This is a genomic window from Pseudomonas sp. R1-1 (assembly GCF_051132135.1).
Classification (GTDB): domain Bacteria; phylum Pseudomonadota; class Gammaproteobacteria; order Pseudomonadales; family Pseudomonadaceae; genus Aquipseudomonas.
In genome coordinates, this window is sequence record NZ_CP071663.1 from 68,295 (window position 1) to 89,053 (window position 20,759).

Consider the following 20,759-nt stretch of genomic DNA (forward strand, 5'->3'; position numbering starts at 1 on the left):
ATCCAGCTATGAGTAGCGGACGTATCGTTCAAATCATCGGCGCCGTTATCGACGTGGAATTTCCACGCGACAGCGTACCGAGCATCTACAACGCGCTGACTGTACAAAGCGCGGCCGCAACCACTCTGGAAGTTCAGCAGCAGCTGGGCGACGGCGTGGTTCGTACCATTGCGATGGGTTCCACCGAGGGCTTGAAGCGCGGTCTGGAAGTCAGCGACTCTGGCGCAGCCATCTCCGTACCGGTCGGTAAAGCGACCCTGGGCCGGATCATGGACGTCCTCGGCAACCCGATCGACGAAGCTGGCCCGATCGACACCGAAGAGCGCTGGGGCATTCACCGTCCAGCGCCTTCGTTCGCTGAACAGGCAGGCGGCAACGACCTGCTGGAAACCGGCATCAAGGTTATCGACCTGGTTTGCCCGTTCGCCAAGGGCGGTAAAGTCGGTCTGTTCGGTGGTGCCGGTGTAGGCAAAACCGTAAACATGATGGAACTGATCCGTAACATCGCCATCGAGCACAGCGGTTATTCCGTGTTCGCCGGTGTGGGTGAGCGTACTCGTGAGGGTAACGACTTCTACCACGAGATGAAGGACTCCAACGTTCTGGACAAAGTGGCACTGGTTTACGGTCAGATGAACGAGCCGCCGGGAAACCGTCTGCGCGTAGCCCTGACCGGCCTGACCATGGCCGAGAAGTTCCGTGACGAAGGTAACGACGTTCTGCTGTTCGTCGACAACATCTATCGTTATACCCTGGCCGGTACTGAAGTATCCGCACTGCTGGGCCGTATGCCTTCGGCAGTAGGTTACCAGCCGACCCTGGCTGAAGAGATGGGCGTTCTGCAGGAACGTATCACTTCGACCAAGGAAGGTTCGATCACCTCAATCCAGGCGGTATACGTACCGGCGGACGACTTGACCGACCCGTCGCCAGCGACCACCTTCGCCCACTTGGACGCTACTGTCGTTCTGTCCCGTGACATCGCTTCCCTGGGTATCTACCCGGCGGTAGATCCACTGGATTCGACTTCGCGCCAGCTGGACCCGAACGTGATCGGCCAGGACCACTACGACACCGCTCGCGGCGTTCAGTACGTTCTGCAACGTTACAAAGAGCTGAAGGACATCATCGCGATCCTGGGTATGGACGAGCTGTCGGAAGCCGACAAGCAGTTGGTTAACCGTGCTCGTAAGATCCAGCGCTTCTTGTCGCAGCCGTTCTTCGTGGCTGAAGTCTTCACCGGTGCTTCGGGTAAATACGTTTCCCTGAAAGACACCATTGCTGGCTTCAAAGGCATCCTCAACGGTGACTACGACCACCTGCCAGAACAAGCGTTCTACATGGTTGGCGGCATCGAAGAAGCGATCGAGAAAGCCAAGAAACTGTAATCCCGGCGCCCGGTAACGGGCGCTAATTTAGGTTGAGGCAATCAGATGGCTATGACAGTCCATTGCGATATCGTCAGCGCGGAAGGGGAAATCTTTTCCGGCCTGGTCGAGATGGTGATTGCGCACGGTGCACTGGGTGATCTTGGTATCGCTCTGGGTCACGCGCCGCTGATCACTAATCTCAAGCCGGGTCCGATCCGCCTGATCAAGCAAGGCGGGGAAGCCGAGGTGTTCTACATCTCCGGTGGTTTCCTCGAGGTTCAGCCGAACATGGTCAAGGTGCTTGCCGATACTGTGCAACGTGCCGCCGACCTGGATGAAGCTCAGGCTCAGGCAGCTCTCAAGGCTGCCGAGAATGCCCTGAACGAAAAAGGCGCGGACTTCGATTACGGCGCCGCTGCCACACGTCTGGCCGAGGCTGCAGCCCAGCTGCGCACCGTCCAGCAGATCCGCAAGAAGTTTGGCGGTTAATCCGTCAGCCGCTTGTTGTGCGATTGATAAAAAAGGGTAGCCTCGGCTACCCTTTTTTCTTTTCCGAATTCCCGAAAACCGGTCGCAGTCGCTGACCACCCAGGATTGGTAGCCAGTCATGTCTCTTGAAATCGTTATCCTCGCGGCCGGCCAAGGCACCCGCATGCGTTCTGCCTTGCCGAAGGTGCTGCACCCGATTGCCGGCGACTCCATGCTGGGTCATGTTATCCACAGCGCCCGTCAGCTGGACCCGCAACGTATTCATGTGGTGATCGGTCACGGCGCCGATGTGGTGCGTGAACGCCTGGCGGCCGACGATCTGAATTTCGTCCTCCAGGACAAGCAACTCGGTACCGGCCACGCCACGGCGCAAGCGGTGCCGTTCATTACTGCCGACACCGTGTTGATCCTTTACGGCGACGTGCCGTTGATCGAAGTCGAAACCTTGCAGCGTTTGCTCAAGCACGTCGTTGCGGGCCAGATGGGTTTGCTCACCGTCGAACTCGACGATCCGACCGGTTATGGTCGCATCGTTCGTGATGTTGATGGCAAGGTTGCCGCCATCGTTGAGCATAAAGACGCCAGCGAAGCCCAGCGCACGATTACCGAAGGCAACACCGGCATTCTCGCCGTGCCGGCCAATCGCCTCGCGGACTGGATGAGCCGCCTGTCGAACAACAACGCCCAGGGCGAGTACTACCTGACCGACGTGATTGAAATGGCAGTCAGCGATGGTCTGGTGGTGGCCACCGAACAACCGCATGACCCGATGGAAGTGCAGGGCGCCAACGATCGCAAGCAACTCTCCGAACTCGAGCGTCATTACCAGCTGCGCGCCGGCCGTCGTCTGATGGCGCAAGGCGTAACCCTGCGCGATCCGGCCCGTTTCGATGTGCGTGGTGAAGTCACCGTCGGTCGTGACGTGCTGATCGACATCAACGTGATCCTCGAAGGCAACGTGTTGATCGAAGACGATGTGGTCATTGGCCCGAATTGCGTGATCAAGGACAGTACCCTGCGCAAAGGTGTGGTGATCAAAGCCAACAGCCATATCGAAGGTGCGATTCTCGGCGAAGGCAGCGATGCCGGCCCGTTCGCGCGTCTGCGTCCTGGCACCGTGCTTGAAGCGCGCGCGCATGTGGGTAACTTCGTCGAATTGAAAAACGCCCACATGGGCGAGGGCGCTAAGGCGGGTCACCTGACCTATCTGGGCGATGCGGAAATCGGTGCACGCACCAACATCGGCGCCGGCACCATCACTTGCAACTACGATGGCGCCAACAAGTGGAAAACCGTGTTGGGTGCGGATGTGTTCATCGGCTCGAACAATTCGCTGGTTGCGCCTGTGGATATCTCCAGCGGGGCAACCACGGCGGCCGGTTCGACAATCACGCAAAATGTGGATAACGCGCAGTTGGCCGTAGGTCGGGCGCGGCAAAAAAACATTGATGGCTGGAAACGGCCGGTAAAAATCAACAAGTCCTGAGTTATCCACAGTCCTTTGACGGGAGTGAGCAGGCTCGCTCCCATACGAATCGCGTCATTTTTCTGAATTTTTCTCGCAACGGCTTGACGGCATTGTTTCGATAGGTTTTGATTGCTTACGTTATCTTTCGGATCGAAACTTAAGCCGCCATGTCGAAACGCAACACGCCCCAGCGCCGCCACAACATCCTCGCTTTGCTCACTGAGCGGGGCGAAGTCAGTGTGGATGAGCTGGCCAAGCGCTTCGAAACCTCCGAGGTTACGATTCGCAAGGACCTGGCTGCACTCGAAAGCCATGGTCTGTTGCTGCGCCGTTACGGCGGTGCGATCACCATGCCGCAGGAGCTGGTCGCGGAAACCGCGCAAAGTATCTCCAAATACAAACAGGCGATTGCCCGCGCCGCAGTGAAACGCATCCGCGAACACGCGCGGATCATCATCGACAGCGGAAGCACTACCGCCGCCATGATTCCCGAACTCGGCCAGCAGCCGGGGCTGGTGGTGATGACCAACTCCCTGCATGTCGCCAATGCCTTGAGCGAGCTTGAACACGAGCCCGTGCTGCTGATGACCGGCGGCACCTGGGATCCGCATTCTGAATCCTTTCAGGGTCAGGTCGCCGAGCAGGTACTACGCTCCTACGACTTCGATCAGCTATTCATTGGTGCCGATGGTATCGATCTGGTGCGCGGGACGACCACCTTCAACGAACTGCTCGGTCTGAGCCGGGTAATGGCTGAAGTGGCGCGCGAAGTCATCGTCATGGTCGAGGCCGACAAGATCGGCCGCAAGATCCCCAACCTGGAGCTGCCATGGAGCAGCGTCCATACCCTCATTACCGATGATCGCCTGTCCGATGAGGCCCGCGATCACCTTCAGGCCCGCGGTATCACCGTGATTAGCGCGGCTGTCAGTCAGGAGAAATAAACATGTGTGGAATTGTCGGCGCAGTGGCAGAACGTAATATCACCGCGATCCTGCTCGAAGGCCTCAAGCGTCTTGAATACCGCGGCTACGACAGCGCCGGTGTGGCGGTGTATACCAACGACGCCACCCTTGAGCGCATGCGCCGGCCGGGCAAGGTCAGCGAGCTCGAAGCAGCGCTGACCGAGCATCCTCTGGCCGGCCGCCTCGGCATCGCCCACACGCGCTGGGCCACCCACGGCGCGCCTTGCGAGCGCAACGCCCACCCGCATTTCTCCGGTGACATTGCGGTGGTGCACAACGGCATCATCGAAAACCACGAAGCGCTGCGTGAGCAACTGAAGGCGCTCGGTTACGTCTTCACTTCCGATACTGACACCGAAGTCATCGCCCACCTGCTGACTGAAAAGCTCAAGCAGCAGCCAGACCTGACCGTTGCGCTCAAAGCCACGGTCAAGGAATTGCACGGCGCTTACGGTCTGGCCGTGATCAATGCGCAACAACCGGATCGTCTGGTCGCTGCGCGCAGCGGCAGTCCATTGGTAGTTGGTCTGGGTCTGGGCGAGAACTTCCTCGCTTCCGATCAATTGGCCCTGCGTCAGGTTACCGACCGCTTCATGTACCTGGAAGAAGGCGATATCGCTGAAATTCAACGCGAGAGCGTGCAGATCTGGGACGTCAACGGTAACGCCGTCGAGCGTCAGACCGTGCAGTACACCGACGGTGCCGAAGCCGCCGACAAAGGCGAGTACCGCCACTACATGCTCAAGGAAATTCACGAGCAGCCAGCAGTGGTGCAACGTACCCTCGAAGGCCGCCTGAGCCATGATCAGGTACTGGTGCAGGCTTTCGGCCCGCAAGCCGCCGAGCTGTTTGCCAAGGTGCGCAATGTGCAGATCGTCGCCTGCGGCACCAGTTATCACGCCGGCATGGTCGCACGGTACTGGCTGGAAGAACTGGCCGGCATCCCGTGCCAGGTCGAAGTCGCCAGCGAATTCCGTTATCGCAAGGTGGTGGTGCAGCCGGACACGCTGTTCGTGACTATCTCGCAATCGGGCGAAACCGCCGACACCCTCGCCGCACTGCGCAACGCCAAAGAACTGGGCTTCCTCGCCAGCCTGGCGATCTGCAACGTCGGCATCAGTTCGCTGGTGCGCGAATCCGACCTGACCCTGCTGACCCAGGCCGGCCGCGAAATCGGCGTCGCGTCGACCAAAGCCTTCACCACGCAACTGGTCGGCCTGCTGCTGCTGACCCTGTCGCTGGGCCAGGTTCGCGGGACGTTGGCCAAAGGCGTTGAGGCCACGCTGGTCGAAGAGTTGCGTCGCTTGCCAACCCGCCTGGGCGAAGCCTTGGCGATGGACAGCACCGTGGAAAAAATCGCCGAGCTGTTCGCCGAAAAGAACCACACCCTGTTCCTCGGTCGCGGTGCGCAATTCCCGGTGGCGATGGAAGGTGCCTTGAAACTCAAGGAAATCTCCTACATCCACGCCGAAGCCTACCCGGCCGGCGAGCTCAAACACGGCCCGCTGGCGCTGGTGGATAACGACATGCCGGTGGTCACCGTTGCGCCGAACAACGAACTGCTGGAAAAGCTCAAATCCAACCTGCAGGAAGTCCGCGCACGCGGCGGCGAACTGGTCGTCTTCGCCGATGAGAAGGCCGGGATGACCAATGGCGAAGGCACCCACGTGGTACAGATGCCGCACATCCACGACATCCTCTCGCCGATCCTTTACACGATCCCGCTGCAGTTGCTGTCGTACTACGTTGCGGTGCTCAAGGGCACGGATGTGGATCAGCCGCGCAATCTGGCGAAGTCGGTGACGGTGGAATAACATTATTTTCATTGAGAGCGCGACGTTTCGCGCTCTCGTGTAGGACGCTTGCTACTACTGCCAACTTCTTTTGATATATCCGCTAAAAAATCCGCGAACTACCCTGTAATTGGAAACCTCCTACATCTTTATAGGATGGGTAGATCGGGCCTTTCAGCGTATTCTTGAATCCGCAAAAAAATCCGCGTTTCGGGAGGCTGGATGGACGCTGAAAGAGTTCTGGGAACGCATTGGCTTGAGCCGCTTATGCCTGTTTTTCCCAGTGAGATTTTGAACTTGGCCGAGCAGGTGCCTTTTCAGGCGGGAAAGCTCAGCGCACTGGTTTCTCCACCCATGTTGCTTCGAGTCGGCGGATTACTTCGCGTGACCAGCAGTTTCTACAGCAACTTGATCGAAGGTCAGTTCACCGAGCCGGTGACTCTCGCACCGACATCTCCCAAGCGTCATCGTAAGGAACTGACAGAACTGGCGATGACGCATATCGGTACGCAGGAGGCTTTCGAGCGAGCATTGTCAATCCATAAGGGCCTCTCGTGGGAGGCGCTTTTCAGTCCAGAATTTGTTACGCGCCTACATAAAAGGCTTTTCTACGGTACAAGCGAAGAACAATTGACGTTGAGCGACGGTAGCCAATGGGTCCCCGGCGAATTACGCAACGTGACGGGGCGAGAGGTTTTGGTCGGCAATCATGCCGCGCCACACTGCCAATCTATCGCTCCCATGCTGGATCGAATGCAGCAGGTGTACGGACGCCTACCGGATGCACGGAGTCGCTTGATTTCCGTAATGGCCTTCCATCACCGACTGGCTTGGATACACCCCTTTGTTGATGGCAACGGGCGCACCATCAGGCTGCTCACCCATCTTCAACTGCAAAAACTCGGGCTGGTCTCGCCTTTATGGTCTTTGTCCCGAGGTCTTGCTCGACAGCAAGAAAGTTATTACGCCCGGCTAGCCAATGCAGACAAACCTCGGAGGGGGGATCTGGACGGTCGTGGCCAATTGACTCAGGCAGGTTTGTTCGAATTTGTTGGCTTCATGCTGGAAACCTGCCTGGACCAGATGCGCTATACCGAGCGGGCGCTGAACATAGCGAACATGCGCGAGCGGTTGCACAGCATTTTCGTCTGGAATGAGCGACTGAAAATGGCGGGGGTCAAGCCCGAGGTCGCGCGGGCATTGCATGTCTTGCTGACTCAGGGAACATTGAGCCGAGCCGATTTCAAAATCTTCACCGGACTGTCGGATCGCGTTGCCACGGATCAATTGAAAAGTTTGGTCCAGCTTGGGTTGGTCGAAAGCGCGACACCAAAAGCGCGTGATCTTTATCCGGGTTTGCCGATCTGGTTTGCTCAGTTGTTGTTTCCGGACCTGCACCAACGGATGACCAACGCGATTTAGGAGTCAGGGAATGGATCGCTTCCAGGAAATGCACATCTTCACCACCATCGCCCAAGAACAAGGTTTCTCTGCCGCTGCGCGGCGGCTGGGGTTGTCGGCGGCGAGTGTGACGCGGGCGGTGGCGGCGCTGGAGTTGCGGATCGGTACGCAGTTGCTGGTGCGGACCACGCGCAGCGTGCATCTGACCGAGGCCGGTCAGCGTTATCTGGAAGACTGTCGGCGGATTCTGCTGGAGGTGCAGGAGGCTGAGGACTCGGCGGCGGGCAGTCATGCGCAGCCGCGCGGGCAGTTGACGGTGACGGCGCCGGTGTTGTTTGGCGAGTTGTTCGTGACGCCGCTGATGGCGGCGTATCTGACGCAGTATCCGGACGTTTCGATCAATGCGCTGTTGCTCGACCGGGTGGTGAGCATGGTCGAGGAGGGCATCGATGTAGCGGTGCGCATCGGTGAACTGCCGGACAGCAGCCAGCACGCGATCCGCGTCGGCGAGGTGCGACGGGTGGTGTGTGGTTCGCCGCGATACCTGGCGCAGCATGGTCGGCCGCAACATCCGCAGGCGCTGTGCGCAATGCCGGTGGTGGCGACTTCTGCTGCCTGGCAGCCACGCAACTGGCCGTTTCTGGAACACGGCGAGCCGTTGTTCGTGCGCCCCGAGCCGCGGCTGGTGGTGACGGCTAACCAGGCGGCGATCACGGCGGCCTGTCTCGGCCTGGGGCTGACGCGGGTGCTGTCGTATCAAGTGGCAAGCAATGTCGCGGCCGGCGAGCTGGAGATTGTCCTCGCCGAGTTCGAGCTGCCCGCGTTGCCCATCCATGTCGTATACCAGGGCGGGCGCAAGGCAGCGGCGCGGGTGCGCAGTTTCGTCGACTTTACCGTGCAGACCTTGCGCGAACATCCGGCCCTGCAGAACGCTGTGTTATTGCAACCAGTGAAATAATTGATTGCGGTTGCTGGTTATTCTGTTGTTTTGCACAAACGTGGAAGATCGCTGCCATCGGTGAAGTCATCTCGGACGACACCCTCACCCAGCGGAGTCGACCATGCAAGCGATCAAACTCTACAACTTCCCGCGTTCCGGCCATGCCCACCGTGTCGAGCTGATGTTGTCTCTGTTGCAATTGCCGACCGAGCTGATTTTCGTCGACCTGGCCAAAGGTGAGCACAAGCAGCCGGCCTATCTGGCGATCAACAGCTTTGGCCAGGTGCCGGCCATCGATGACGGCGGCGTGGTGCTCGCCGACTCCAACGCGATTCTGGTGTACCTGGCGCAAAAGTACGGCCACGGGCGTTGGTTGCCGGCCGACCCGGTTGGCGCGGCGCGGGTGCAGCGCTGGTTGTCCGCCGCCGCTGGCCCGATTGCTTTTGGCCCGGCGGCTGCGCGACTGGTGACGGTGTTTGGCGCACAGCTGAATGCTGAAGAAGCGATCACCCGTGCGCACAATCTGCTCAAGATCATGGATATCGAGCTGGGCAAAACCGCGTTTCTGGCTGGCGACGAAGCGAGCATTGCCGACGTTTCCGCCTACAGCTATATCGCCCACGCGCCGGAGGGCAATGTCTCGCTGGACGACTATGGCAACGTTCGCGCCTGGCTGACCCGGGTCGAAGCCTTGCCCGGTTTCGTCGGCATGCCGCGCACGATTGCCGGTCTGCAAACTTCAGCCTGACAGGCGCAACCAGACTGCGCCGCTGGCGCAGGGGAGAATCGTGATGGAACGTTCACCTTGGCACGCCGGCGAACAACAGTTACAGGCCCACGTAGGGGTGGCCGAACGCATGGAGGCGTTCGGGCGCAAAGTCATTCGCAGCTGGATGCCCGATCAACACCGCGAGTTCTACCGGCAATTGCCATTCATGCTGCTCGGCGCGGTCGACGCGCAGGGGCGGCCGTGGGCCAGTGTGCTGGAGGGCGAGCCGGGTTTTGCCGATTCGCCGGATCCCGAGCATTTGCACTTCGCCAGCCGGCCGGCCGCTGACGACCCGGCGCAACTGCGCAACGGCGAGCCGATTGGTCTGCTCGGTATCGAACTGCACACGCGGCGGCGCAATCGCCTCAACGGGCATGTCGCCAACCTGACGGCTGACGGCTTCGAACTGAGCGTCGACCAAGCGTTCGGCAACTGCCCGCAATACATCCAGTTGCGCCAGTTTCAGCGTGTACCGCTGAGCGATCCGCAAACGCGCCCGGCTCAGCACCTGAACAGTCTCGATGAGGCGGCCTGCGCGCTGATCGCGAGCGCCGATACGTTTTTCGTCGCCAGCTATGTTGACGTCGACGGTCAGCGCTCGGTGGATGTGTCCCATCGCGGCGGTCAGCCCGGTTTCGTGCGCATCGAAGGCAATCGCCTGACCATCCCGGATTTCCCCGGCAATCTGCACTTCAACACCTTGGGCAATCTGCTGCTCAACCCCAAGGCTGGCTTGCTGTTCGTCGACTTTTCCACAGGCGATCTGCTGCACCTGAGCGGGCGTACCGAGATCCTTCTCGAAGACCCGCAGATCGAGGCGTTTCAAGGCGCGGAGCGGCTGTGGACATTCGAGGTGGAGCAGGTCGTGCGGCGCCCGGCGGCGTTGGCGTTGCGCTGGCGTTTCGACGGCATGTCGCCGACCAGCCTGCTCACCGGCAATTGGACTGAGGCGGAGGCGCGTTTGCAGGCCCAGGCACTCGGCAACCAATGGCGACCGCTGCGGGTGGCGAAGATCGAAGCGGAGAGCCGTCACATTCGTTCGATCTATCTGGAGCCGGTCGATGGCGCCGGGCTGCCGGTCTTTCTTGCCGGCCAGCATCTGCCGCTGCGTTTTACCCTCGATGGCGAGGTGCATATCCGCACCTATAGCTTGTCCAGTGCGCCGTCGGACGGTTTCTACCGCATCAGCGTCAAGCGCGAAGGCCTGATTTCATCGCACCTGCATCAGCAGATACAGGTCGGCGATGTGCTGGAAGCGCGGGCGCCGCAAGGGCATTTCACCGTGGCGCCACTGGCGCGCAGGCCGCTGGTGTTATTGGCGGCGGGTGTCGGCATCACGCCGTTGCTGTCGATGTTGCGCGAAGTGGTTTATCAGGGGCTGCGCACGCGCGGAATTCGTCCGACGTTACTGCTGCAAAGTTCGCGCAGCCTCGCCGATCAGCCGTTTCGTCAGGAGCTGGACCGCTTGCTCGAGCGCTCCGGGGAGGCCGTGCGGGTCCTGCGCTTGCTCAGCCAACCGGAGGCCGATGCGCAGGAGGGCGAAGATTTCGATCTGACCGGGCGCATCGATGGCGCCGTGTTGCGCAATCTGCTCGACGTCGACGATTTCGACCAGATCGACTTCGTCCTCTGTGGCCCCGGCGGTTTCACTCAGGGGCTGTACGACAGCCTGCGTGAACTGGATGTGCGGGACGCGCAGATTCATGCGGAAACCTTCGGCCCATCGACCTTGAAACGCCAAGCGGATGCGGATGCGATCGTCATCGAACAACCGCCAGCGGCGACCACTTCGGTGGCGGTGGTGTTCGAACGCTCGGCAAAAGAGGCGCGCTGGCAGCCAGACGGTGGCAGTCTGCTGGAACTGGCGGAAAGCCGCGGATTGCGCCCGGAATTCAGCTGCCGCGGCGGTTCCTGTGGCACCTGCAAGACCCGCCTGGTCAGTGGAGCGGTGAATTATCCACAGGCACCGGCGGAAATTCCCGAAGCGGGGCATGTGCTGATTTGCTGTGCGGTGCCGGCGCAGAGTGCGCAGTCGCTGGTGCTGGATCTCTGAACACACCCGCCAATACCCGTGTGGGAGCGAGCCTGCTCGCGAATGTGGACTGTCGGTGACGACTTCATCGACTGACTTGACGCTTTCGCGAGCAGGCTCGCTCCCACAGGGGGAATGTGTTTCGACCTGAATCAGGCGTAGGACAGGGCCTTTTCTTCCAGCAGTTCCTGATACAGCTTCGTCCACTTGCGACCCATGTCATCGGCGGTGAACAGCTGCCGATAGCGCGCTTCGGCCTTGACGCCCATGGCTGCGGCACGCTGCGGATCGTCCCAGAGCGTGCGCATGGCCTCGCGAAACGCCAGCGGCTGACTCGGTGGCACCACCAGCCCGGTTTCGTTGTGGATATTGATGTAACTGGTGCCGGTGCCGATCTCGCTGGAAATCATCGGTTTGCCGTACATCGCGCCCTCGAGCAGCGAAATGCCAAAGGCTTCGGAGCGCAGGTGCGAGGGGAAGACAATCGCGTAGCTCAGTTGCAGCAGGGCGACTTTGTCTTCATCGCTGAGACGCCCGAGGAAATGGGTTTTGCGCAGGCCCAATGCCTGCGCCTGTGCGAGCAGTTCCAGCTCCAGTGGCCCGGCACCGACGATCACCACCGGATAGTCCACGTCTTTGAGGGCATCGAGCAGAATATGCAGGCCCTTGTAGTAGCGCATCACCCCGACGAACAGGAAAAACTTATCCCCAAGCTGCTGGCGCCAGCGATTCATGCGCTCGCTGTCGGCCTGTGGATAACCGGCCTTGTTCAAGCCGTAGGGGATGACCCGGGTCTTGTCCTGAAATTGCTGCAGCACATCGCTGGTGTGCAGGTAGTTGGGCGAAGCGGCGACGATGCGGTCGGCGCTGGCGAGGAAGCGGTTCATCAGCGGCCGGTAGAGTTTGAGCAGGTGCTTCTGGCGAATGATGTCGGAGTGGTAGGTGACCACGCTCGGTTTGTTCAGCGCACTGGCGAAGTGCACCAGGTCCATGAACGGCCACGGGAAGTGGTAATTGACCACATCTGCCTCGGCGGCCAGTTCGCGGAACTGTTTGAACACGCTCCAGGAAAATCCGGTGGAGGCGAACTGAATGTCCAGTCGGGCCCGGTGCACTTCGTGCCGGCCGAGTTGCACCACAGGCGGTGTCGGGTCGGCACTGAGTGTCAGCACCTGACCGTCGATGCCGTGCTGGGCGCCGCTTTCGCAGAGCTGGAAGATCACTTGCTCGATGCCGCCGACCGAGTCAGGCAGGTACGTCTTGAAAAAATGAAGAACGCGCATTCAACCTCCCATGGCCTGGCGGTAGGCACCGGCCGTGGCCTGTGCACAACGCTGCCAGGAAAAAAGCCGGGCCTGCTGCAGGCCGGCCGCTCGGCATTCCTGCCAATGCGTTTGATCGTCGATCAGAAGGCTCATCGCATCGCGCAAGCCTTGTGCATCGTCAGCGTCGATATAGTTGCCGGCAGCGCCAGCGACTTCCGGCATCGCCGAAGACCGCGTAATCACGACGGGCGTGCCACTGGCCATCGCCTCCAGTACCGGCAACCCGAAACCTTCGTAACGCGAGGGGAAAATCAGCGCCCGTGCGCCCGCCAGTAATTGCGCAACATCCTCGTCGGGCAGATAGCCGAGCAAACACACATGCCCGCTGGCCAGCGCCTGGCGCAGTTCGTCGCTCAACTGCTCGCGCTGCCAACCGGCCATGCCGACGATCAGCAGCGGGAAGCGTTCGCGCAGGGCCTGCGGCAGCAAGGCGTGCGCGCGCAAGGCCAGACTCAGGTTCTTGCGCGGCTCCAGCGTGCCGACGCATAGAAAATACTGGCGAGCCTCGACGCCGTGGGCTTTGAGCACGGCGTCGACGGCGTTCGCCTCGCGCGGATAGAAACGCTCGGCGACGCCCAGTGGCGCCACGACAAAGCGCTCCGCCGGCAGACCGAAGTGCTGCTGTGCTTCGTCTGCAATCGCCTGGGAGTCGGTGAGGATCAAGCGCGCCTGCTGCACCCCGGTTTCCAGTCGGCGCTCGATTTCCTTGATCCGCGCTGCCGGCTGGGTGTCGGGATAATGCAGATGTGTCAGGTCATGCAGAGTGATCACCGTCGGCCCGTCGAACACCAGCGGCCACAGGCTTGGCTCATGGTAGAGGTCGATGCCGTGCGCGCGGCCCTGATCGAAGCGCTTCTGCTCCAGCCAGCGCCGTGCCTGATACGCGCCGGGGATCTGCCGCAGCAGCGGGGTCAGACGCGAATAACCAGGCAGCGCGGCTTGCGGCAGAGCCGAACTCCAACCCCAACCGTGAAACAGCGTCAGTTCGACATCGGGCTCGAGGCGTAAGGCACTGACCAGTTCGGCCACGTAATGGCCGATGCCGGTGCGCGGTGCCTGTAGAATGCGCGCGTTAAGAGCAATGCGCATGCTGACTCTCGGGGGCAGGCAGGGATGCATCCAGATGGCGCGAGATGCGTTCGACCAGTTGCGCGCTCGCCTCGCGCCAGCTCAGCCAGCGCCAGTCTTCGAGGCTCAGCGCTGCCGGGAACACACCGGAGTGCTCCAGGCTGATCACCAGGTCAGTCAGGCTCTGCGGGTTGGCCAGATCGAAATAGGCCATGTAGTCCCCGCCGATTTCACGGAATACCGGGATGTCGCTGGCCATGGCCGGCAGTCCGCGTTGCATGGCTTCCACCAGCGGCAGACCGAAACCTTCAACGTAGGACGGAAACACCAGCGCGGTGGCATGGGAGTAAGCGTGTTCAAGGCTTTTATCGGACAGCGCGTTGTACATGAACAAGCGCCGGTTCAGCTCGGGGTGTTTGCGGATGCGTTCGATCAATGCCTCGCACTTCCAGCCGATCTTGCCGACGATGCACAAACGGGCTGTCGAACCGCCGGCCCAGGCGCGTTCGAAGGCATCGAGCAGATAAGCATGGTTTTTGCGCGGCTCGATGGTGCTGACCATCAGAAACACCGGTTCAGGCGACACGAACATCTGCTGCAAGCCGCGATCGACCTCGGCAGCGGCTTCGCTCAGGTCCAGTTCGGAGCCCAGATGGAAGTAGTCGAACCAGCGCTGGCCGACCTGGTGCGAGCCGATCCGGCGCTGCATTTCCTCACGCACCTGATCGCGAATGGTCGTCGAGATCGCCACATAGCCATCGGCAGTCTGCGCGATCCAGTCGAACCAGTCGTTGAACACCTTGACCAGCCCGGCGTCGCAAAACTGCGGATGGGTCAGTGGGATCAGGTCGTAGATCACCGAAACAATGCCCACGCCGTCACGCTTGAGTTGTTCGGCGAGAGGAAAGAAATTGGCGTGCCATGAGGAGTCGAGCAGCACCAGTTGATCGCCAGCGCGGTGGGCCAGCGGCACGCAGCGCTCGGGTATGTGTTTGCCCTTCAGCGCGCGTTCCAGCAGGCGCATCGGCAAGCTGAAACAGGCGAACGCCGTGAGTCGGCAGCCAACGTAAAGAACCCTGCGGGTGAAATGCGAGCGGTTGAACGGCCAGCGCCGTTCCACCGCACGATGACGCAGCCAGAACGCATTGGCCCATTGCTCCAGTTTCACCCGCAGGCCGATCAAGTCGAGTTTGAGTGATTTCAGCGGCGCCAGGCTTTTCACTTCATACAGGCCGCCGTCGATCATCACCACCGGGATGCATTCAATGTTTTCGTCAGCAGCCGGCAGTTGCTGAATGACGTTGCGCACCACCCGTTGAATCCCCGAATTGGCGTCCGGGTGTTCGAAAACGTAGGTGCACTCGACCAACATGCGGGTCATCGCAGGCTCTCCGTGTCAGGCAACTGGACGAGTTTTTCGCTGCAACGGGTGATGTCGGTCTGCGCCTGCAACCAGGCGCAGCCGACGAAGTCCTCTTGGCGGTTGTTGATCACATGGAAGATCAAACCGTAGTCACGCCATTCGAAGTTGCGATCCAGGTGCGAGTCCAGCCGGGACAGGCTCAGGGCCACCGAGTAGTTACCCTTGCCCAGGCGCATGTCGAAGGCGAAACGGAACGTCACGCGCTCGCCGGCGCTTAAATCGGTGACGGCTTTATCCAGCCGATGGGTGTTGATGCCATAGATCGCCTGACCGAGGCGATCCTTGATCATGAAGCCGAGAATCAACCGTTCGATGTCTTCGCGGATTTCGGTCTGCACCTCCAGCACCACCGGTTGACCGACCTCGGCGACTTCGAGGCTGCGTCCCTGTGCATCGAGCAGGCGCACGCTGAGAATGCCCGCTTCGCCGGTACCTGAAATCGTTTGTACCTGACCGTTGGCGAGCATTTCCTGGCGCACGATCTGGCCTTCGCGCTGGGCGAGCATGGCGTTGTAATAGTCCATGACTTCTTCGGGTTTGCCGCGCATCGCCAGCCGGCCGTTTTCCAGCAGGATCGCGGTGTCGCAGATCGACTGAATGGCCGAGCGGTCATGGGACACGATCAGCAGGGTGGTGCCGGCCTTGCGGAAGCTGCGGATGCGCTCGAAGCTCTTGTGCTGGAAATAGGCGTCACCCACCGACAACGCTTCGTCGACAATCAGAATGTCCGGACGCCGGGCCGTTGCGACGCTGAACGCCAGGCGCATTTGCATGCCGCTGGAGTAAGTGCGCACCGGGTGATCGATAGCCTCGCCGATTTCGGCAAAACTCTCGATCTGCGGCATCAGCGCGGCGATCTCTTCGACCTGCATGCCCAGCAGTTGCCCGGCCATCACGGCGTTCTGCCGCCCGGTGAAGTCCGGATGAAAGCCCATGCCCAGCTCCAGCAGCGCGGCCACGCGGCCCTGCAGATGGATCTGCCCGCAGGTCGGTTGGGTGGTGCCGGTGATCATCTTCAGCAGGGTGCTCTTGCCCGCACCGTTGACCCCGACGATGCCCACGGCTTCACCGGGCTGGATCTCGAAGTCGACATCGCGCAGTACCCAGTGCAGGTTATGTCGAGCGCCGGAGAACGGCACCAGCCATTCCAGCAGGCGGCTCCAGCGGTTCGGGTATTGCTTGTAGGCTTTGGCCAGCCCGGTGACGCGTAGGTGTCCCATCAGAGTTCGTCCACCATTTCACCGACACGCTGGCGGAACAGGCGCAGCGCCATGGCGCAGAGCAGCAGTCCGATGACCAGTAACGGCAGCAGGGCAGGCCAGTGCGGCCATTGGTTGTAGAGGAAGATGTTCTGATAGCTGTTCATCAGCGCGGTCATCGGGTTGAGACTGATGATGTGCTGGATGCCCGGTGGTAGGATCGACAACGGATAGACGATGGGCGTAAGCCAGAACCAGAACTGCAAACAGATGCCGAACATTTGCCCGACATCGCGAAAGAACACATTGAGCATGCCCAGCAGCATCCCCAGTCCGGCGGCGAAAATCACTTGCACGATGAGCAGCGGTATCAACGCCAGCAGAGCCATACCGGGCAGGCGCCCGCTGATCAGCAGGAAGCCGAAAAACAGGCCGAGAATGATCGCGAAGTTGATCCCGGCATTGAGCAGGGTAATCACCGGCAGGCAGATGCGCGGGAAGCTGATTTTCTTCAGCAGGTTGGCGTTTTCCAGAAACATGCTCTGGCTGCGCGTGGTGATTTCCGCGAACAGGCCCCAGGTCAACAGACCGGCACACAGATAAACGCTGTACGCCAGACCATCCTCCACCCCCGGCAAGCGCGCGCGCATGATCTGCGAAAAGATCACCGTGTAGACGACGATCATCGACAACGGATTGAGCACCGTCCACAGGGCGCCGAACAGCGAGTTGCGATAGCGCGACTGAAACTCGCGCTTGACGCTGCCGAGGATGAATCCACGGTAGCTGCGCATCGAGCGGTACAGGGAAAGCAGCATTCAAACGGTCCTGCCGTATTGGTCTTCGAAGCGAACGATATCGTCCTCGCCCAGGTACTCGCCGCTTTGCACCTCGATGATGACCAGGTCGATCACCCCCGGGTTTTCCAGGCGATGGCGGTGGCCGGCAGCGATGAAGGTCGATTCGTTTTTCGCCACCAGATGGGTACCCGTACCGTTGTTGGTGACCTTGGCCATGCCTTCGACCACCACCCAGTGCTCGTTGCGGTGATGGTGCATCTGCAATGACAACTTGCCCCCGGGTTTGACCACGATGCGCTTGATCTTGAAGCGCGGGCCTTCCTCGAGAACGGTGTAGGTGCCCCACGGCCGGCTGACGGTGCGGTGCAGGCGATAAGCTTCGTGGGCTTTGTCTTTCAACTGCCTGGCCACGCGCCGCACATCCTGCGCGCGGTCGGCGTGGGCGATCAGCACGGCGTCGGCGGTATCGACGACGATCAGGTTATCCACACCGAGGGCCGCCACCAGGCGGCCTTCGCTTTGGACAAAGTTGTTGTGGCTGTCGATGAAAATCGCTTCGCCGCTGGCGCGGTTGTTGTCGGCATCGGCCGGAATCAACGCGGCGACGGCGCTCCATGAACCGATGTCGCTCCAGTCGAAACCGGCCGGGACGACCGCGACTTTTTCCGAGCGCTCCATCAGCGCGTAATCGATGGAAATGTCGGTGATCTCGGCGAACAAGGCTGGCGACAGTTCCTGTTGCAGGCAGCCGACGGTTTCCACCGGGGCGCTGGCGGCCATGCAGGCGCGAGTCTGCTCCAGCAACTCTGGCGCGTGCAGGTGCAACTCGGCAATCAGCGCGGCGGTGGTGAAGCAGAACATGCCTGAATTCCAGAGGAAATTGCCGCTTTCCAGATAGTGCGTGGCAGTCTGTAGATCGGGCTTTTCGACGAAGCGCTGCACTTTGGCGGCGCCTTTGGCGTCCAGTGGTGCGCCGGTTTCGATATAGCCGAAGCCGGTTTCGGGCGCGGTCGGCACCACGCCGAAGGTCACCAGATAGCCGTCCTTGGCCAGGTTCACGGCGTGTTCGACCGCGCTTTTCAGTGCGTCCTGATTGACGATCAGATGGTCGGCGGGCATCACCACCATGATTGCCTCGTCACCATGCAGTGCTTGCAGGGCCAGTGCGGCAGCGGCGATGGCCGGCGCGGTGTTGCGCCCGCTCGGCTCCAGCAGGAAATGCCCGCGATGGCGCGACACCTGCGCGGCGCAATAGTGATCCTTGCTCTGGAAGTAGTATTCGCGGTTGGTCACCGTGACGATGTCGCCCCAGCCGTCCAGCAACGCGGCCGCACGCTGGTAGGTCTTGCCCAGCAATGACTGGCCGTCGGGCAGGGTCATGAACGGCTTCGGATGGCCCTCGCGGGACACCGGCCACAAACGGGTGCCGGCACCGCCGGACAGAATCACGGGGATCAGCATGGCCTACTCCTTGGCGACGCGTTTCATGTCCGCATCCATCATCATGCGGATCAAGCCATCCAAATCGGTTTTCGGCTTCCAGCCCAGCACTCGCTGCGCCTTGGCCGGGTTGCCGAGCAGCACTTCGACTTCGGCCGGGCGGAAGAACGCCGGGTCGATCTTCACAAAATCGCGGTAGTCGAGGCCGACGTGATCGAAGGCGATCCGGCACATTTCCCGCACCGTGGTGGTGACGCCGGTGGCGACCACAAAATCGTCGGGCTTGTCCTGTTGCAGCATCAGCCACATGGCTTCGACATAATCGCCGGCAAAACCCCAATCGCGTTTCGCATCGATGTTGCCCAGGGCCAGCTCATGCTGTTTGCCCTGCTTGATGCGTGCTGCGGCGTCAGTGACCTTGCGCGTCACGAATTCGATGCCGCGCAGTGGTGATTCGTGGTTGAACAAAATTCCGCTGCTGGCGTGCAGGTTGAAACTTTCGCGGTAATTGACGGTGATCCAGTGGCCGTAGAGCTTGGCCACGCCATACGGACTACGCGGGTAGAACGGGGTGTTTTCGTCCTGCTGCTCCGCCTGGATCAGGCCGAACATTTCGCTGGTCGAGGCCTGATAGAAGCGCGTGTGCGGGCTGAACTGGCGGATCGCTTCGAGCAGATGGGTGACCCCCAGGCCGTCGACGATGCCGGTCGTGACCGGTTGATTCCACGAGGCGGCGACGAAGCTTTGCGCGGCGAGGTTATAGATTTCGTCGGGTTTGGCTTGAATGACCGCACGCTGTACCGAGCACGCATCGGCCATGTCACCGTCCAGATAGACGATGTCGGCTTCGACGCCCATTTCGCGCAGACGCCAGCGTGAATCGCTGCTGCGCCGGGCGACGAAGCCGTAAACCGTGTAGCCCTTGTCGAGCAACAACCTGGCCAGATACGCGCCGTCCTGGCCGGTGATCCCTGTGATCAGTGCACTTTTGGTCATTCTTGTCGTACTCGCGTCTCCCAGTCGGACAGGATCGTCCGCAGGGATTGTTGTGTGGTAATGGCCGGCGCCCATCCGGTGGCTGTGGCCAGTTTTGCGTGGCTGCCGCAAACGCGACGCTGATCGGCACGGCGCATCCGCGCCGGGTCCTGAACCAGTTGCAACTCGACCTCGGCAAGGTCGCCCAGCTGTTCGATCAGGCTGCGAATGCTTTGCTCGCGGCCCGAACAAATGTTGTAGACCTGCCCGGGCGTACCGCTTTCAAGCAGCGCCAGATAGGCCGAGATGACATCGCCAACATCGAGAAAATCACGGGTCACGTCGATGTCGCCGACTTCCAGTTGCGGCCCTTGCAGACCGAGTTTGATGCGGTTTATCTGGCGCGCGGCACTGGCGATGACAAAGCTGTCTTTCTGCCCGCTGCCAATGTGATTGAACGGCCGCGCGACCAGCACTGGCCAGCCTTCGCTCAGGCCCCATTGCAGGCTGAGAAACTCGGCGGACAATTTGCTCACGGCATACGGGTTGCGCGGGCAGGGCGGGTGCTGTTCGGTGATCGGCAGAGCGCTTTCGCCGACCTGTCCGTAGACATCGCCGGAGCTGACATACACAAAGGTGCCAGTGAAGCCCCGGGCCTTGAGCGCCTGCAACAGATTGAGGGTGCCGAACAGATTGATGGCGAGGGTGCGTGCCGGATCGCGGAAGGCTTCAGGAACGAAGGTTTGTCCGGCCAGATGAATCACCGCGTCGGGCATTTGCGGCCAGAGATCACTGAGGCTCTCGGCGTCCGTCAGGTCATAGGGCGCTGCGGCAGGCAGCAACTCCCAAGTCGAATCAGGCGAGGCCAGACGAGACTGAAGATGTTGTCCCACGAAGCCGGTCAGGCCCGTGACGAACAGACGTTTTTTCAAGCAGCGACCCCTTGGTCTTGAACTTGCGCACTTTCCCACAGAGTTTAAGGAGAGGTCTGTCAGACCGATGGAAAAACCGGTTGAAAGACGGGCGAAGTCCGTTGTTGTAGTTGTTTGTGCCCAATCTGTGCCAATTGCGCGGCAATTTCAACAGGGCAAACCGTGACCGGTCAGTTCTCGTCAGCGTAGCCGGATTTATTCTCGGCGGGCGGTTCCCGGAGCTGCGATGGATGTGTTTAGAATGGCCCTCGTCGCCATTCCCCAGGTTCGCTGTGGGTATTGCGCAACAGGGTGAAACCGACCACTAAAACAAGAACGAAGACGTGTCTGAGGTAGCGGGATCAGCAGCGGCAATGCCGGCTGAACCTCG

Annotated in this window: 17 protein-coding genes; 9 read left to right on the top strand and 8 right to left on the bottom strand. The window is 60.7% G+C overall.

Annotated elements, in window-relative coordinates; translation table 11 throughout:
* The first annotated feature begins 8 nt into the window (after window positions 1-8).
* The 9 genes from atpD to J3P75_RS00375 all read left to right on the top strand — a co-directional run bounded on the left by atpD (window position 9) and on the right by J3P75_RS00375 (window position 11,248).
* Window positions 9-1,388, top strand: coding sequence for a F0F1 ATP synthase subunit beta (gene atpD / locus J3P75_RS00335; protein WP_090287822.1), 1,380 nt, complete (start codon window positions 9-11; stop codon window positions 1,386-1,388).
* A gap of 45 nt (window positions 1,389-1,433) precedes the next feature.
* On the top strand, window positions 1,434-1,859 hold the full coding sequence (locus tag J3P75_RS00340) for a F0F1 ATP synthase subunit epsilon (protein WP_016772407.1): 426 nt from the start codon (window positions 1,434-1,436) through the stop codon (window positions 1,857-1,859).
* Window positions 1,860-1,977: 118 nt separating this feature from the next.
* Window positions 1,978-3,345, top strand: coding sequence for a bifunctional UDP-N-acetylglucosamine diphosphorylase/glucosamine-1-phosphate N-acetyltransferase GlmU (gene glmU / locus J3P75_RS00345; RefSeq protein ID WP_434708932.1), 1,368 nt, complete (start codon window positions 1,978-1,980; stop codon window positions 3,343-3,345).
* Between the two features lie 149 nt (window positions 3,346-3,494).
* Entirely contained in the window at window positions 3,495-4,271 is a 777-nt protein-coding gene (locus J3P75_RS00350; protein WP_434708933.1) for a DeoR/GlpR family DNA-binding transcription regulator, read from the top strand.
* A 2-nt stretch (window positions 4,272-4,273) separates the two neighbouring features.
* Window positions 4,274-6,106, top strand: a complete 1,833-nt coding sequence (glmS, locus tag J3P75_RS00355; protein WP_434708934.1) for a glutamine--fructose-6-phosphate transaminase (isomerizing) — start codon at window positions 4,274-4,276, stop codon at window positions 6,104-6,106.
* 201 nt (window positions 6,107-6,307) lie between these two features.
* On the top strand, window positions 6,308-7,507 hold the full coding sequence (locus J3P75_RS00360) for a Fic family protein (RefSeq protein WP_434708935.1): 1,200 nt from the start codon (window positions 6,308-6,310) through the stop codon (window positions 7,505-7,507).
* A gap of 10 nt (window positions 7,508-7,517) precedes the next feature.
* Window positions 7,518-8,444: a LysR family transcriptional regulator gene (locus J3P75_RS00365; protein WP_434708936.1), complete on the top strand. Its 927-nt coding sequence runs from the start codon at window positions 7,518-7,520 to the stop codon at window positions 8,442-8,444.
* Window positions 8,445-8,547: 103 nt separating this feature from the next.
* On the top strand, window positions 8,548-9,174 hold the full coding sequence (locus J3P75_RS00370) for a glutathione S-transferase family protein (protein ID WP_434708937.1): 627 nt from the start codon (window positions 8,548-8,550) through the stop codon (window positions 9,172-9,174).
* 43 nt (window positions 9,175-9,217) lie between these two features.
* Window positions 9,218-11,248, top strand: a complete 2,031-nt coding sequence (locus tag J3P75_RS00375; protein ID WP_434708938.1) for a pyridoxamine 5'-phosphate oxidase family protein — start codon at window positions 9,218-9,220, stop codon at window positions 11,246-11,248.
* 131 nt (window positions 11,249-11,379) lie between these two features.
* Here J3P75_RS00375 and J3P75_RS00380 read toward each other — a convergent pair whose 3' ends face one another.
* From J3P75_RS00380 to J3P75_RS00415, 8 genes are read right to left on the bottom strand one after another with little or no spacing between them, the layout of a single operon-like run.
* The gene (locus J3P75_RS00380) at window positions 11,380-12,510 is read right to left on the bottom strand and encodes a glycosyltransferase family 4 protein (protein WP_434708939.1); all 1,131 of its coding nucleotides are present in this window, start codon (window positions 12,508-12,510) and stop codon (window positions 11,380-11,382) included.
* The gene (locus J3P75_RS00385; protein WP_434708940.1) at window positions 12,511-13,641 is read right to left on the bottom strand and encodes a glycosyltransferase family 4 protein; all 1,131 of its coding nucleotides are present in this window, start codon (window positions 13,639-13,641) and stop codon (window positions 12,511-12,513) included.
* The gene (locus J3P75_RS00390) at window positions 13,625-15,001 is read right to left on the bottom strand and encodes a glycosyltransferase family 4 protein (RefSeq protein WP_434708941.1); all 1,377 of its coding nucleotides are present in this window, start codon (window positions 14,999-15,001) and stop codon (window positions 13,625-13,627) included. Before J3P75_RS00390 ends, J3P75_RS00385 begins: the two co-directional genes overlap by 17 nt.
* Complete coding sequence (locus tag J3P75_RS00395) at window positions 14,998-16,263, bottom strand: ABC transporter ATP-binding protein (protein WP_434708942.1); 1,266 nt, start codon at window positions 16,261-16,263, stop codon at window positions 14,998-15,000. Before J3P75_RS00395 ends, J3P75_RS00390 begins: the two co-directional genes overlap by 4 nt.
* Entirely contained in the window at window positions 16,263-17,060 is a 798-nt protein-coding gene (locus J3P75_RS00400) for an ABC transporter permease (RefSeq protein ID WP_434594095.1), read from the bottom strand. The genes J3P75_RS00395 and J3P75_RS00400 overlap by 1 nt, the downstream gene beginning before the upstream one ends.
* Window positions 17,061-18,503 carry a mannose-1-phosphate guanylyltransferase/mannose-6-phosphate isomerase gene (locus J3P75_RS00405; protein WP_434708943.1) on the bottom strand — a complete coding sequence of 481 codons (1,443 nt, stop codon included), beginning with the start codon at window positions 18,501-18,503 and terminating at the stop codon, window positions 17,061-17,063.
* Window positions 18,504-18,506: 3 nt separating this feature from the next.
* Window positions 18,507-19,478 (bottom strand): GDP-mannose 4,6-dehydratase, encoded by a 972-nt coding sequence (gene gmd / locus J3P75_RS00410; RefSeq protein ID WP_434708944.1) that lies wholly within the window; start codon window positions 19,476-19,478, stop codon window positions 18,507-18,509.
* Window positions 19,475-20,389: a GDP-mannose 4,6-dehydratase gene (locus J3P75_RS00415; RefSeq protein ID WP_434708945.1), complete on the bottom strand. Its 915-nt coding sequence runs from the start codon at window positions 20,387-20,389 to the stop codon at window positions 19,475-19,477. The genes gmd and J3P75_RS00415 overlap by 4 nt, the downstream gene beginning before the upstream one ends.
* Between the last annotated feature and the right edge of the window lie 370 nt (window positions 20,390-20,759).